The 13,626-nt window shown below is 73.5% G+C and carries 14 protein-coding genes; 5 read left to right on the top strand and 9 right to left on the bottom strand.

From position 1 onward, the window contains the following. Window positions 1-31 precede the first annotated feature (31 nt). Window positions 32-1,393: an MFS transporter gene (locus E4622_RS13240; protein ID WP_134740616.1), complete on the top strand. Its 1,362-nt coding sequence runs from the start codon at window positions 32-34 to the stop codon at window positions 1,391-1,393. Window positions 1,394-1,434: 41 nt separating this feature from the next. Here the strand turns inward: E4622_RS13240 and E4622_RS13235 are convergent, their stop codons facing one another. Further along, window positions 1,435-1,947, bottom strand: a complete 513-nt coding sequence (locus E4622_RS13235; protein WP_134740615.1) for a hypothetical protein — start codon at window positions 1,945-1,947, stop codon at window positions 1,435-1,437. 81 nt (window positions 1,948-2,028) lie between these two features. On the opposite strand from E4622_RS13235, the gene E4622_RS13230 reads away from it, so the two are divergent. Further along, window positions 2,029-2,649: a hypothetical protein gene (locus tag E4622_RS13230; RefSeq protein ID WP_134740614.1), complete on the top strand. Its 621-nt coding sequence runs from the start codon at window positions 2,029-2,031 to the stop codon at window positions 2,647-2,649. 3 nt (window positions 2,650-2,652) lie between these two features. Here the strand turns inward: E4622_RS13230 and E4622_RS23170 are convergent, their stop codons facing one another. Next, window positions 2,653-4,308, bottom strand: coding sequence for a helix-turn-helix transcriptional regulator (locus E4622_RS23170; RefSeq protein ID WP_134740613.1), 1,656 nt, complete (start codon window positions 4,306-4,308; stop codon window positions 2,653-2,655). An 86-nt stretch (window positions 4,309-4,394) separates the two neighbouring features. On the opposite strand from E4622_RS23170, the gene E4622_RS13220 reads away from it, so the two are divergent. Next, the gene (locus E4622_RS13220) at window positions 4,395-4,982 is read left to right on the top strand and encodes a hypothetical protein (RefSeq protein WP_134740612.1); all 588 of its coding nucleotides are present in this window, start codon (window positions 4,395-4,397) and stop codon (window positions 4,980-4,982) included. A gap of 12 nt (window positions 4,983-4,994) precedes the next feature. Here E4622_RS13220 and E4622_RS13215 read toward each other — a convergent pair whose 3' ends face one another. After that, a complete protein-coding gene (locus tag E4622_RS13215) occupies window positions 4,995-6,932 on the bottom strand; it encodes a M13-type metalloendopeptidase (protein WP_134740611.1) in 1,938 nt (645 codons plus the stop codon). A 64-nt stretch (window positions 6,933-6,996) separates the two neighbouring features. Here E4622_RS13215 and E4622_RS13210 point away from each other — a divergent pair, with 64 nt between their 5' ends. Further along, on the top strand, window positions 6,997-7,293 hold the full coding sequence (locus E4622_RS13210) for a putative quinol monooxygenase (RefSeq protein WP_134740610.1): 297 nt from the start codon (window positions 6,997-6,999) through the stop codon (window positions 7,291-7,293). 93 nt (window positions 7,294-7,386) lie between these two features. Here the strand turns inward: E4622_RS13210 and E4622_RS13205 are convergent, their stop codons facing one another. Further along, window positions 7,387-8,202 carry a 2-phosphosulfolactate phosphatase gene (locus E4622_RS13205; protein WP_245156006.1) on the bottom strand — a complete coding sequence of 272 codons (816 nt, stop codon included), beginning with the start codon at window positions 8,200-8,202 and terminating at the stop codon, window positions 7,387-7,389. After that, window positions 8,195-9,160: an NADPH:quinone oxidoreductase family protein gene (locus tag E4622_RS13200; RefSeq protein WP_134740609.1), complete on the bottom strand. Its 966-nt coding sequence runs from the start codon at window positions 9,158-9,160 to the stop codon at window positions 8,195-8,197. The genes E4622_RS13205 and E4622_RS13200 overlap by 8 nt, the downstream gene beginning before the upstream one ends. A gap of 41 nt (window positions 9,161-9,201) precedes the next feature. On the opposite strand from E4622_RS13200, the gene E4622_RS13195 reads away from it, so the two are divergent. Further along, window positions 9,202-9,576 carry a DUF393 domain-containing protein gene (locus E4622_RS13195; protein ID WP_134740608.1) on the top strand — a complete coding sequence of 125 codons (375 nt, stop codon included), beginning with the start codon at window positions 9,202-9,204 and terminating at the stop codon, window positions 9,574-9,576. 80 nt (window positions 9,577-9,656) lie between these two features. Here E4622_RS13195 and E4622_RS13190 read toward each other — a convergent pair whose 3' ends face one another. The 4 genes from E4622_RS13190 to E4622_RS13175 all read right to left on the bottom strand — a co-directional run bounded on the left by E4622_RS13190 (window position 9,657) and on the right by E4622_RS13175 (window position 13,626). After that, window positions 9,657-10,265, bottom strand: a complete 609-nt coding sequence (locus E4622_RS13190) for a DedA family protein (RefSeq protein WP_245156005.1) — start codon at window positions 10,263-10,265, stop codon at window positions 9,657-9,659. Window positions 10,266-10,354: 89 nt separating this feature from the next. Next, the gene (locus tag E4622_RS13185) at window positions 10,355-11,563 is read right to left on the bottom strand and encodes a M15 family metallopeptidase (protein WP_134740607.1); all 1,209 of its coding nucleotides are present in this window, start codon (window positions 11,561-11,563) and stop codon (window positions 10,355-10,357) included. 46 nt (window positions 11,564-11,609) lie between these two features. Then, window positions 11,610-13,007 (bottom strand): MFS transporter, encoded by a 1,398-nt coding sequence (locus E4622_RS13180; protein WP_245156004.1) that lies wholly within the window; start codon window positions 13,005-13,007, stop codon window positions 11,610-11,612. 40 nt (window positions 13,008-13,047) lie between these two features. Continuing rightward, the gene (locus tag E4622_RS13175; RefSeq protein WP_245156003.1) at window positions 13,048-13,626 is read right to left on the bottom strand and encodes a TetR family transcriptional regulator; all 579 of its coding nucleotides are present in this window, start codon (window positions 13,624-13,626) and stop codon (window positions 13,048-13,050) included.

The raw sequence follows: 13,626 nt of genomic DNA, 5'->3' as shown, positions 1-13,626 counted from the left end.
TTTGACCAGGACATCTCTCGAGGGGACTCCCATGACCACCGCGCCCACCCTCCCGGACGGGACCGCCGCCAGCTCGCCGCGCAAGGTCGCCGCCGCCTCCGCCGTCGGCGCCACGATCGAGTGGTACGACTTCTTCCTCTACGGCACCGCCGCCGGCCTGGTCTTCGACCAGCTCTTCTTCAACGGTCTCGACGGGCCGGCGGCACAGTTCGCGGCGTTCGGGACCTTCGCCGTCGGGTTCGTGGCGCGCCCGATCGGCGGGCTGATCTTCGGCCACTTCGGCGACCGGATCGGCCGCAAGACGATGCTGATCTGGACGCTGCTCATCATGGGCGCCGGCACCGCGGCGATCGGGCTGCTGCCGACGTACGACGAGATCGGCGTCTGGGCGCCCGTCCTTCTCGTGGTGCTCCGCATCCTGCAGGGCATCGGCGTGGGCGGCGAGTACGGCGGCGCCGTGCTGCTCGCCGTCGAGTTCGCCCCGGCGGAGCGACGCGGCTTCTTCGGCAGCTTCGCCCACATCGGCGTGCCGGGCGGGCTGTTCCTGGCCTCGGGCGCCTTCGCCCTCGCCAGCCAGCTGCCCGACGAGGCGTTCCTGGCGTGGGGCTGGCGGGCGTGCTTCCTGGTGAGCATCGTGCTGCTCGCGATCGGCGCGTGGATCCGGCTGTCGGTGATGGAGACGCCGGCCTTCCAGGTGGTGCAGGCGACCAAGGAGATCTCCCCCAACCCGGTGGCCGAGCTCGTCCGCCGCCAGCCGCGCACCCTGCTGCTGGGGATGGGCACCCGCTTCATCGAGGGCTTCACGTTCAACCTGTTCTCGGTCTACCTGCTGGCCTACACCGTCAAGAACGTCGGCATCCCCAAGTCCACCGCCCTCAACGCGATCATGGTCGGCGCGCTGCTCGGCGTCGCGCTGGTGCTGGCCTCCGGCCGGCTGAGCGACACCTTCGGCCGCAAGCGCGTCTACAACACCGGCGTCGTGATCGCCCTGCTGTTCGCGTTCCCGGCGGCCTGGCTGGTCCAGGGCGGGACCACCCTCGGCATCGCCGTGACGTTCATCGGCGGGCTCGGGGTCGTCTACGGCATCGTCTACGGCCCGCTGGCGGCGTTCTGGAGCGAGCTGTTCGACACCCGCTACCGCTACTCCGCCCTCAGCACGCTCTACCAGGTCTCCGGCGTCCTCGCCTCGGGGCTGACCCCGCTGATCGCCGCCTGGCTCGTGACCAAGGGCGACGGCACCCTCTGGCTGGTGGCCGGCTACAACGTCGTCGTCGCGCTGATCAGCCTGGCGTGCGCGGCGCTGCTACCCGAGACCCGGGGCCGTGACCTGCACGACGACGTCGCGCCCACCGCGGCGGCCGGCGAGCCCGTGCGCGAGGCCGCGCTGCGGTAGCGCGGGGGTGCAGGGACACCCGTCCGGTGTGCGGCGAGTCGTCAGGCGGTGGGGCCCTGGGCGCGTACGTCGTCCACGTGCGTCATCGCGTCCCGCAGCTCGGCGAGCCAGTCGGCCTCGTGCTGGCCGACCAGGCGCACGCACCACGCGAGCGCCTCGGACCGCGACCGGGCGACGCCCGACTCCACCAGCGTGTCGAGCACCCGGCGCTGGGGCTGGCGCAGGCGGGTCATCACCGGCGCCGAGACGTGGGTCCACAGCTCCTCGCGCTCGCCCACCCGGACGCCCCACGACACCGTGCGCTCGAAGCGGTGCTCCGCCTCGCGGGCGATCGCCATGCGCTCCTCGCGGGTCTCCTCGCGGAAGGCCCGCGCCCTCCCGGCGCGGGCCTCGGACCGCTCGATCTCGGACGAGCCCCCGGCCACGTCGGCCAGGGTGAGGACCACCGTGACCTCCTCGCGGTCGACCGCCACCTCGGGGGCCTGGTCCTGCCACTGCGCGGGCAGCCGGCCGGTGAACCAGCCCCGCACCCGCTCCGTCGTCGCGTTGCTCATGCTTACATGATTACACGCTTACAAAGACGTTGGAAGGAATCCCGAAGGCAACCCGAAGCCGGCCCTCCTAGCGTCCGCGTCATGACCACCCCGCGCGGCGCCTCGACGCCCTCCCGCCCCCGCCTCCGTCTCCGTCTCCGTCTCCGTCCCACCCTGCCCACCGGACTGACGCTGGCCGTCGCGGCCGGCGCCCTGGTGCTCACCGCCACCGGCGGTGCGGTCGCGGGCACGATGATCACCGGCGCCCAGATCAAGAACGGCACCGTGACCTCGGCCGACGTCAAGGACCGGAGCCTGCGCACCGCCGACCTGGCGCCGAAGGCCGTCGCCCGGCTCCGCGGCCAGCAGGGGCCGAAGGGCCAGCCCGGCGCCCCCGGCACGGTCCGCGGCTACGCGCACGTCGTCGGCGCCAACATCGACCGCCAGTCCGGGGGCATCACCGTCACCAACCCGTTCACCGGCACCTTCTGCCTGACCGTGCCGGGCGTGGACCCGCTCGAGAGCCCGGCGGTGGTCTCGCTCGACTACGCGCACTCCTCGACGAGCACCGAGCCCAACGCGCCCCAGGGAGCGATCGAGGTGGCGACGCTGGCCTGCCCCCAGGGCACCTTCGGCGTCCGCACGTTCATCCGCACCTTCCCCAGCGCCAACACCACGGTGCTCGAGAACGCCAACCAGGGCTTCACGATCCTCGTCCCCTGACGGTCAGGGCGGCGGGGCGCCGACCACCCTCGCGATGGCCGTGCGCCCGGTCAGGTCCCACCGGGTGAGGACGTCCGCGACGTGCCGCTCGACCGTTCGCGGGCTCAGCCCGAGGCCGTCGGCGATCTCGCGGTTGGACAGGCCGCGCGCCACGAGGGCCGCCACCTCGCGCTGCCGCGGCGTCAGCGAGGGGTACGCCGCCGCGGTGGGCGCGGCCCCGATCGCGCCGGGCAGCGCGGAGCGGGTCGCCACCCCGAACGCCGCGAGGACCCGGGAGACGTGGACCCGGACCGTGTGCTCGGACAGGTGCAGGCGGGTGGCGACCTCGCGGTTGCTCGCGCCCTCGGCGACGAGCCGGGCGACGTCGGCCTCGCGGGCGGTGAGGCCGGCCCAGGCGCTGCCGGACGTCGGCCTCAGCCGCCGCCCGATCGGTCGCAGCTCGCGCGCCGCCGAGCGGCGCGCCGCCCGGTGCCCGGTGCGCTCGGCCTCGGCGACCATCCGCTCGAGCGCCCGCACCGCGGCCGCTGAGCCGGCGCCACCGGTGCGACGCAGCCGCGCGCGGGAGAGCACGATCTCGCCCTCGGCGTACTCGATCATCCGGTCGGCCGCGCGCGCCCGGGCCACGGCCCGCTCGGCCCAGGCCACCGCCTCCTCCACCCGGTCGTCGAGCAGGGCGACCCGGCTCAGCAGCCGGCTGACTGTGGAGTCCGCGATCGGCGAGGCCAGCAGCGGCAGCGCCCGCGCGGCCCACGCCTGGGCCGCGTCGAGGTCCTCCTCGGCGACGGCGAGCGCCACCAGCAGCTCCAGCCCGAGGGCCCGGTCGATCACGTTGAGGGCCGAGAGGTCCGGGTCGCCCCCGGCCGCCAGGACCCGTCGGGCCGACTCCGCGACGTCGCCCACGGCGATCAGCCCGAACGCCACCAGCATCTGCGCGCCGCGCCCCAGCAGGTCGGCCGGCTCCGGTGCCCAGCGGTCGACCTCGCCGACCAGGCGGCGTACGTCGGACGGCTGGGCGTCGTTGCCGCGCACGAGGCACCCGGTGGCGGCCTGGAGCGCGGCGACCGGACCCGGCGACGCCGCGGGCGCCTCGCGGTGCGCCGCCCCGGCCGCGTCGATGTCGCCGCGGAACGCGAGCAGCCGGACCCGGCACGCGGCGACCACGGAGCCGAAGGCATGCAGCCGGCCCTCGAGCACCAGCGGCTCCCACAGCGGCGGTCCGAGCCGGTCGACCAGGGCTCGGGCGAGGTCCAGGCGGGCGTGAGCCAGCAGGGCCTCGGCCAGGACGGAGGCGCCGAAGCGGCCCAGCGCGGTGGTCGGGTCCGGGAGGCGCGCTCCCGGCACGCTCCCGAGCAGCGTGCCGTCCAGGGCCACGAGCACCGAGTCCGAGCCGGGGCGCGGGTCACCGGAGACCGCCCAGGCGGTCACGGCGAGGCGCAGCCACCAGGCGTCGCCGTCGTCCGGGTCGACGGGCGGCAGCGAGTGCGCCAGTTCCGAGGCGTGGTCCCAGCGGCCGAGCAGGACGAGCGCCAGCACCCGCAGACTCGCGTCCCAGGCCGGGTCGTCACCGGCGACGAGCTCGCAGGTCCACCCGCTGACCGAGCCGTCCACCACGGCATCGAGCAGCCGGGCGAGGGATCGCTCGCGCCCCGGGGCCGTCATCGGCCCAGCGTAGGACCCGGGACGGGCGACGCGAGCGAAAGGAAACCCGAAGGAGACTCGAAGTGGGCGCTCGTAGCGTCCTCGGCATGACGCAGACACGAGGCACCGCGACCCCCACCACCCGCATCCGGCCCACCACGCTGACCCTCGCCCTCGCGGCCGGAGCCCTCCTGCTCTCCGCGGGCGGCGGGGCCGTCGCCGGCACCATGGTCACCGGCGCCCAGATCAAGGACAACACCGTGGCCAGCGCCGACGTGAGGAACAAGAGCCTGCGGACCAAGGACCTCGCGCCCGCCACCGTCACGCAGCTGAAGGGCCGGACGGGGGCACCCGGCGCTCCCGGTCGCCCCGGGGTGGCACGTGCCTACGCCTACGTCCACGACACCGAGGTCACCAAGCAGTCCGGCGGGATCACCGTCGCCCATGAGGGGACCGGCTTCTACTGCGTCACGGTGCCGGGCGTGAGCTCGGCGGACCGCGTGGCGATGCTGTCGCTCAACTTCTCCACGTCGGCCAGCCAGCCCGTGACCAACGGCAGCCAGGCGATGGTGGAGACGTCCGACTCGTGTGTCGCGCCGGCGTTCGGGGTGGTCACGCTCCGGCGCACCTTCCCCGACGCCGACACCACGGAGCTGGCGCCCTACGACCAGGACTTCAACATCGTCATCCCCTGAGCGGTGCCGAGCTCACCAGATCCGGACCCGATCCGCCGGCTCGAGCCACAGGCCGTCACCCTCGCGGGTCTCGAACACCTCGTGGAACTCGTCGAGGTTGCGCACGATGTTGGCGCGGAACTCCGGCGGGCTGTGCGGGTCGATGGTGAGGTACTGGCGCTCCTGCTCGGTGCGGCGCTTGGTGCGCCAGACGTAGGCCCAGTTGAGGAACAGCGCGCGGCGGTCCTCGACCGAGGCGTCGCCGCCCTCGGAGATCACGAACGCCTTGTGGCCGATGGTCAGCCCGCCCAGGTCGCCGATGTTCTCACCGACGGTCAGCGCGCCGTTGACCTTCTCGCCGGGCAGGGCGCGCGGCTCGAAGGCGTCGTACTGCTCGACGAGCGCCTTGGACTTCACCTCGAACGCCGCCTTGTCGTCGGCGGTCCACCAGTCGTTGAGGTTGCCGGAGCCGTCGTACTGCGCACCCTGGTCGTCGAAGCCGTGGCCGATCTCGTGGCCGATGACCGCGCCGATGCCGCCGTAGTTCTCGGCCGGGTGGGCGTCCGGGGAGAAGAACGGCTTCTGCAGGATGCCCGCGGGGAAGCAGATCTCGTTGGTGCCGGGGTTGTAGTAGGCGTTGACGGTCTGCGGCAGCATGAACCACTCGTCGAGGTCGACCGGGGAGCCGATCTTGCCCAGCTGACGGTCGGTCTCGAAGGCGGACGCGGCCGCGACGTTGCCGAGCAGGTCACCGGCGCTGATGCGCAGCCCGGAGTAGTCGCGGAACTTCTCGGGGTAGCCGATCTTGGGACGGAAGGTGTCGAGCTTCTCGTAGGCCCGCTGCTTGGTCTCCTCGGTCATCCAGTCCAGCGCCGAGATCGAGTCGCGGTAGGCGGCGAGCAGGTTGGCGACCAGGTCGTCCATCAGCTCCTTGGACCGCGGCGGGAAGTGGCGGGCGACGTACTCCTTGCCGACGGCCTCGCCGAGCGCCCCCTCGACCAGGCCGACGCCGCGCTTCCAGCGGGCGCGCAGCTCGGGGGTGCCGTTGAGGGTGCGGCCGTAGAAGTCGAAGTTGGTCTCGACGAAGTCGTCGGTGAGGTACGGCGCCGCGGAGCGCAGGACGTGCGCGAGGAGCCAGGCCTTCCAGTCCTCGAGCGGCACCGACTCCAGGACGGTGGAGAGGTGGGCGAAGTACGACGGCTGCCGCACGCACACCTCGGCGATGGTCTCGTCGCTGCCGCCGAGGTTGGTGACGTAGGCGTCCCAGTCGAAGGCCGGGCACAGCTCCTTGAGCTCGGCCGCGGTCAGCAGGTTGTAGGTCTTCTGGACGTCGCGGGTCTCGGCGCGCTCCCAGTGGCCGGCGGCCAGCTTGGTGTCCAGCTCGAGGATCGTGGCCGCAGCGGCCGGGGCGTCCTCGTGGCGGCCCAGGGCCAGCAGCCGGGTGAGGTAGGCGACGTAGGCCTCGCGCTGCTCGGCGAACTTGTCGTCGCGGTAGTAGGACTCGTCGGGCAGCCCGAGCCCGCCCTGGGTGAGGTGGAAGAGGTAGCGGTCGGACTTGCGGTCGTCGGTGTCGACGTAGGACCCGAAGACGCCGTGGCCGCCGATCCGCTCGAACTCGCCGAGGAACGCCGCCAGGTCGCGCACGTCGCGCAGCGCGGCCACCGCGTCGATGAGCGGGCGGACCGGTCGGGTGCCGAGCTTGTCGATGGCGGCGGTGTCCATGAAGGACGCGAACAGGTCGCCGATCTTGCGGGCGTCGTCGTCGCGGGGCTCCCCGGCGGCGAGGTCCTCGATGATCGTGCGGACGTGGTCCTCGGCGGCGTCGGCCAGCTGGACGAACGGGCCCCAGCTGGAGCGGTCGGAGGGGATCTCCACCTCGTCGAGCCAGCGGCCGTTGACGTGGCCGAAGAGGTCGTCCTGCGGGCGGATGTCGGGGTTCATGCCGTCACGGGCGTCATCGAGGATGCTCACCCCACGACCCTAACCGTCTCGCGGAAGCGCGCCCAGGGCGCCGCGGGACTGCTAGACATGCGCCATGACTGATGTCCTGCGTGTCGTCGCGACCATCCCGATCACCTCCGAGGGCGTCGCCGCCGCCGGACCGGCCCTCGCCGAGCTCGCGGCGTCCTCCTCGCAGGAGGACGGCTGCGTCTCCTACGTCGCCTACGAGTCCTCCTCCACCCCCGGCACCTTCGTCACGATCGAGGAGTGGCGCAGCGAGGACGACATGACCGCCCACATGTCCACCCCGCACGTCGCCAAGGCGTTCGAGGTCCTCGGGCCGGTCCTCGCCGGCGAGCTGGCGATCCACACGCTCGCGCCGCTGAGGTGAGAGTTTCACCGGGTACCCGGTGAAACTCACGCTTCCCGTACGAAACTTCGTGACGGAAGCATGAGTTTCGTGACGGCAGTGGGGCGCGAGTGATCAGGGTTGCGTCGGTACGCCGGCGTCGCGGAAGGCGCCGTCCTCGCCCAGCACCGGCACCACATCGCTGACGTCGAGCCCGGCGGACACGGCCACGTCGTCGGCGAAGCCGACCGCGGCCAGCTCGCGCCCGCTCGCGCAGTCGGCGAGCGACCCGGCCAGCGTCGTCGACACGGCCAGGAACGCGTCGCGCGCGAACGCCGCCTCGGCGCTGAGCCCGACGCCCCCGGGAGCGCCGGTCATCACGAGGTCGACCAGCTCGGCGAGCACCGCGCCGGCTCCCCACAGGTCCTCGACCGCCGGACGCAGCGAGCCGTCGGGCCACCGCTCCCCCGCGGGTACGACGGCCACGACCGCGCCCGCGGCCACGCGCGGCGCCAGCCACCGGGCGACGGCCGCGCGGTTGCGCAGACAGGCACCGACCACGGTGGCGCCGGAGCCCGCCAGCGCCGCACTGATCGTGGAGCCGTTGGGCGAGGGCAGGACGATCCGCTCGACCCCCTCCACCCGGCTCATCGCCGCGGGCGAGAGGCTGACCGCGGCCACCCCGGCCGACGGCTGCTCGAAGCGCCCCACCGCCAGCACGGCGTCGAGCTCGGCCGCGTGCTGCGCCGCCCGCTCGTCGCGCCACGCGAAGGGGTGCACCGCCATGCCGCGCTCGACGGCCACGGTCAGCGTCGTCGTGAACGACAGCACGTCGACCACCACCGCCACGTCGGCGCCGGCGGCGACCGCCGTACCTCCGGCGGGGCCCCACTCCATCCGTACGGCGTGAGCCCGCTGACCGTGCGCCGCGGCGGCGCGCGGGTCAGTCACGGACCCGGACGACGCCCTTGCCCAGCGTGCGGCGCTCGTCGAGGTCGGTGAGGGCCGCGCCGAAGTCCTCGAAGTCGTAGACCCTGCCGACCGGCGGCTTCACGACACCGCTCTCCATCATCGGGAGCAGCGCGGCCCACTGCTCCTGCATGTAGCCGGGCCGCATCATCGCGTAGGCGCCCCAGCCGACCCCGCGGACGTCGACGTTGTTGAGCAGGAGCCGGTTGACCTTGACCTCGGGGATGCCTTGCCCGGAGGCGAACCCCACGACGAGCAGCCGCCCCTGCGCGGCCAGCACCCGCAGCGAGTCGGTGAAGACGTCGCCGCCGACCACGTCGAGCACGACGTCGACGCCCCTGCCGTCGGTCAGGCCCATCACGGCGTCCTTGAAGCCGTCGACCAGCACGGCCTCGTCGGCACCCGCGGCCCGGGCGACCTCGGCCTTCTCCTCAGTGCTCACCACGGCGATGGTGCGGGCGCCGTAGCCCTTGGCGACCTGGATCGTCGCCGTCCCCACGCCGCCGGCCGCGCCGTGCACGAGCACGGTCTCGCCGGCGCGGAGGCTGCCGCGCTCGGCGAGCGCGAACTGCGCCGTGAGGTAGTTCATCGGCAGCGCCGCACCCTCGTCGAAGGTGAGCGAGTCCGGCAGCGCGAACGTGAACATCGCCGGGATGGCCGCCAGCTCGCCGGCGCCGCCGTAGGGACCGACGGCCGCGACCCGCTGACCGGGCTCGAAGCCGGGCCCGCTGACGACCGTGCCGGCCACGTCGACGCCGAGGGTGAACGGGACGTCGGGCTTGAGTTGGTACTCCCCCCGGCTGAGCAGCAGGTCGGGGAACGACGTGCCGACGCGGTGCACCTCGATCAGCACGTCGTCGGGGCCGGGGGTGGGGTCGGGGACCTCGCGGATCACGACGTCGGCGGGTCCGGCGGTGGTGACGACCTGGGCTGCGCGCATGGGTCGGAGGCTACCCACCGGGCCGTGCGTAGGCTCGAGGTGTGCCCACCCTCGTGTACGACGCCGACTGCGGCTTCTGCACGCGCTCGGCGGACTTCGTGGCCGCCCGCAGCTCCGCCGAGGTGGCGCCGTGGCAGTCGCTGGACCTGCCCGCGGCCGGGCTGACCGAGGAGCAGGTCACCACGGCGGCGTACTGGCTCGACGGCGACGACACCCTCCGCGGCGCCCGCGCCGTCGCGGCCGCGCTGCGCTCGTGCGGCCCCGGGTGGCGACTCGTCGGACGCGCCCTCGACCTCCCGCCGGTGCGCCCGATCGCGGCCGCGGGCTACGCGGTCGTCGCCCGCTACCGCTACCGCCTCCCCGGCGGCACCGACGCGTGCCGGATGCCGGCGGCGGCTCCGGCCACAAGCATGTAACACGTCGCTATGACCTCTTCCACGTTGATATTTCGACGTGGAAGAGGTCATTACGACGTGTTACATGCCCGGGATCGACCTCAGGCCGACCTGCGGCGCCGCCAACGACGGACCACGAACCACACGACGACGAGCGCGAGCAGCACGTAGACGACGTTCGAGATCTCGCCGGCGCGGGCCTCGACGACGTGCCACTGCGCGCCGAGCTCGTAGCCGGCGCCGATCAGCAGGCCGTTCCACAGCAGGCTGCCGGCGGTGGTGTAGCCGGCGAACTGCAGCAGCGGCATCCGGTTGACCCCCGCGGGGATCGAGATCAGGCTGCGTACGCCGGGGACCAGCCGCCCCAGCAGGACCGCCGTGCGCCCGTGCCGGTCGAACCACTCCATCGCGCGCTCGACGTCACGCGCGTGCAGCAGCGGCACCCGCTCGGCCACGGCCGAGAGCCGCTGCGGGCCGAGGCGGGCGCCGGCGTGGTAGAGGACCAGCGCCCCCACCAGCGAGCCGGCCGTGGCCCAGGCGATGGCGGCGACGAGGCCGTAGTGGCCCTGGCTCGCGGTGTAGCCGGCCAGCGGGAGGACCGCCTCCGAGGGGACCGGCGGGAAGACCGTCTCCAGCGCGGTGGCGAACCCGACCCCCGGCGCACCGACCGCCCGCATGAGCCCGACGAGCCAGTCGAGCAACGACGACACGGGCTCCCCTCTCGCTCCGACGGTGGAGAGGACACCCTAGGCAGCCGCCCCACGGCCGCCCGCGGTGCTCGACCCGGTCTCGCGCCCGCTCACTTCGGCCGGACGATCCGGCTCATCTCGAAGTGCATGGGGTCGGTGTAGTTCCAGTCGCCGCCCCAGGCGAAGCCCCACTTCTTGAAGATCTCGACGACGAGGCGGTCCATCTCGCCGACGGTGCCGCGCTGGTTGCCGGGCACGTTGAGGTCGAGCGCGAGACCGAAGGAGTGGTTGGAGAGCTTGGTGGACCCGGCGATGAAGCGCGGGTAGTAGCAGCCGGCGTACTCGTCGGGGTGGATCTCGTCGCCCAGACCCGTCTGCTGGATCTCCAGGAGCGCCTCGCGCAGCTGCGCGATCATGAAGCGGTTGCAGGTGACGCTGCCGAGGATCGGCACCTGCTCGGTGGCGATGTGCGAGGACACCCACGCCGGGTCCGGCGCGATGCGGCCGCCGCCGAGGACGGTGTAGGAGAAGGTGCCGACCGCCTCCGCCACGGTCCCGGTGGGCACCGCGATCTGCTTCGCGCCGGGGTCGAGGCCCTCGCGCGCGACGACGTCGGTCATCGAGGCGGCGACGCCGGCGGCCCGCTCGACGGCCGTGCGCACGGCGTACGGCGAGGTGGTGCCGGTGCCGACCAGCAGCGCGTTGCCCTGCTTCATCTTCAGCGGCTCCACCCACTTCTCGTTGACGACGACGTCGACGAGCGGCGCCTGGTCGACGGTGGCGCCGAGGTGGACCAGCGGGGCGTCGTCGGCCACGCCGAGCTTGAGGAAGCCGTCCTCGTCGGTGGGCAGCCGCTTGGCCAGGCTGCGGTCGATCGCGAACTCCCCGCCGGCCACCCGGTCCCAGGCCGCGGAGTCCGCGGAGCCCAGCGGCGTGTAGTTGCGGTACGTCGCGGGGTCGACCGCCGCGACGTTGAGCAGCCGGTTCTCGATGGGGACCTGCGAGTAGGAGAACTGCACCACCCGCTGGACGCCGCGGACCGCGCCGATGGCCGTCACGTCCTCCTCGGTGAACGGCTCCTCGGCGATGAGGATCATGTCCGAGGACTCCAGCGCTCCCTGTCGCGGTCCGGGCGCCTCGACCGCCATGGCGGGGTCGATGGCCGGCGTCCCGGCGGGAGTCGCGCTCGGCGCCGGGGTGGCCGAGGTGGTGTCGCCGGCCTGGGGCTCCCCCTCGTCGTCGGCGGCGGGGCTGCAGGCGGGCAGCACGGCGAGCACGACGACCAGCCCGGTCGCCGCCAGCGCGCGCGTTCTCCGCATGTGTCCCTCCCGCCCCGAGGGTATGCCGCCCGTCACAGGCGCGAGGTCATTCGGTCAGGACGTGGTTGCGGATCGTCAGCCACGACAGCACGCCGCCGGCCGCGAGCAGCGCGGCGCAGACCACCATCGCGGAGCGGAAGGCGGCGTCGAAGGCCACCGGGTCGGCGTACTGCTCCCCACCCAGACCGACCGCCACCGGCAGCGCGGCCACGGCCAGCAGCGAGCCGGCTCGCGCGACCGCGTTGTTGACGCCGCTGGCGATGCCGGCGTGCTCGTCCGGCGCGGCCGCGAGCACGGTCGCGGTCAGCGGCGCGACCAGGAGCGCCAGCCCCAGCCCGAACAGGGTGATCCCCGGCAGGACGTCGGTCCAGTACGACCCGTCCTCGCCCACCGCGAGCAGCAGCAGCGTGCCGCCGGCCATCACGATCGGGCCGACGGTCATCGGGATCCTCGGGCCGATGCGCGCACCGAGCTGGCCGCCCTTGGCCGCGAGGAAGAGCATGCACAGCGTCATCGGCAGCGAGGCCAGCCCGGCCGCCAGCGCGGTGTAGCCGGCCACGGTCTGCAGCTGCAGGGTGAGGAAGAACAGCACCGCGCCCAGGGCGGCGTAGACCAGCAGCGTCATGGCGTTGGCGGCGCTGAACGTCCGGTCCGCGAAGATCCCCAGCTGGAGCATCGGCTCGCGGCTGCGCCGCTCGACCGTCAGGAACGCCGCGACCGCCAGCACCGAGGCCACCGCCGCGTACGGCGCGAGGTCGCCGCCCCACTCGATCAGCGCGTACGTCGTGCCGCCCAGCGCCAGCGTCGCCAGCAGGGCACCGGGCAGGTCGAAGTGGGTGGAGGCGTGCGGGTCGCGCGTCTCGGGGACCCAGCGCTGGGCGATCACGACGGTGACCACGGCCAGCGGCAGGTTGATCAGGAAGATCCAGCGCCAGTGGGCGTAGTCGATCAGGACGCCGCCCACGAACGGGCCCAGCGCCGCGGCGATGCTGCCGAGCCCCGACCAGGCGCCGATGGCGGCCGGCCGGTCGTCCTGCACGAACGCTCCCTGGATCATCGCGAGGCTCCCGGGGGTCAGCAGCGCGCCGCCGACGCCCTGCAGGATCCGCGCGAGGATCAGCACCTCGGGGTTGGGCGCGATGCCGCAGAGCAGGGAGGCCGCCGCGAACCACACCGTCCCCACCACGAAGACCCGCCGCCTCCCGAACCGGTCGCCGAGCGAGCCGCCGAGCAGGATCAGGCTGGCCAGCGAGAGCAGGTAGCCGTTGGTCACCCACTGCAGCTGCGCCAGGCTCGCGTCGAGGTCCTCGCCGATCGTGCGGAGCGCGACGTTGACGACCGTGCCGTCCAGCATCGTCAGGCCGGATCCCAGCACCGCCGCGGCCACCACGGCCCGCCCGGTCCTCGTGCCCAGCCGCACCGCCGAGGTCTCCGAAGCACTCACGGCTGCACCCTAGGCCCGCGGCCACGTGCCTGCCTCGTCGTCACTCCACCCGCAGCACCCGGCCGGCGATCCAGGCGATGTCGTCGGCGGTGGCCTCCGGGGTGGCGCTGGGCTGCATGACGTGGCTGAGGACGACGCGCACCACCATGTCGATGGCCGCGTCGAGCCGCTCCTCGCCCAGCCCGACGTCGTACGGCGTGAGGCGCTCGGCGATCACCAGCTTGGCCGCGGTGAGCAGCGAGGTGGCGTGCGTGGTGAGCAGCGGCAGCAGCTCGGTGTCGGCGCCGTGGGTGGCCGAGACCACGGCGTGCAGCAACCGGTTGTCCTGGGCCAGCCCGAGCACGCTGGTCGCGGCTGCGCGGATCGCGTCGACCAGGTCGGTGGGGTGCTCGTCGAAGGCCACGGTCACGACGCCCAGGAAGCGCTCCAGCTCGCGCAGGATCATCGCCTCGGCCAGCCCGGCCTTGGAGCCGATCTCGTTGTAGACGGTCTGCCGGCTGACGCCGACCTCGTCGGCCAGCCGGGCCATCGTGACGTGGGCCCAGCCCGTCTCGGACGTGAGCCGCACCGCGGCGTCGACCACGCGGGCGCGCATGGTCTCGGCGGGCGGGGGGCTCAC

This window comes from Nocardioides sp. 503 (assembly GCF_004522095.1).
Lineage (GTDB): Bacteria > Actinomycetota > Actinomycetes > Propionibacteriales > Nocardioidaceae > Nocardioides.
Note: the sequence above shows the minus strand (reverse complement) of the source record. Positions and strands in the feature narration are given on the sequence as shown.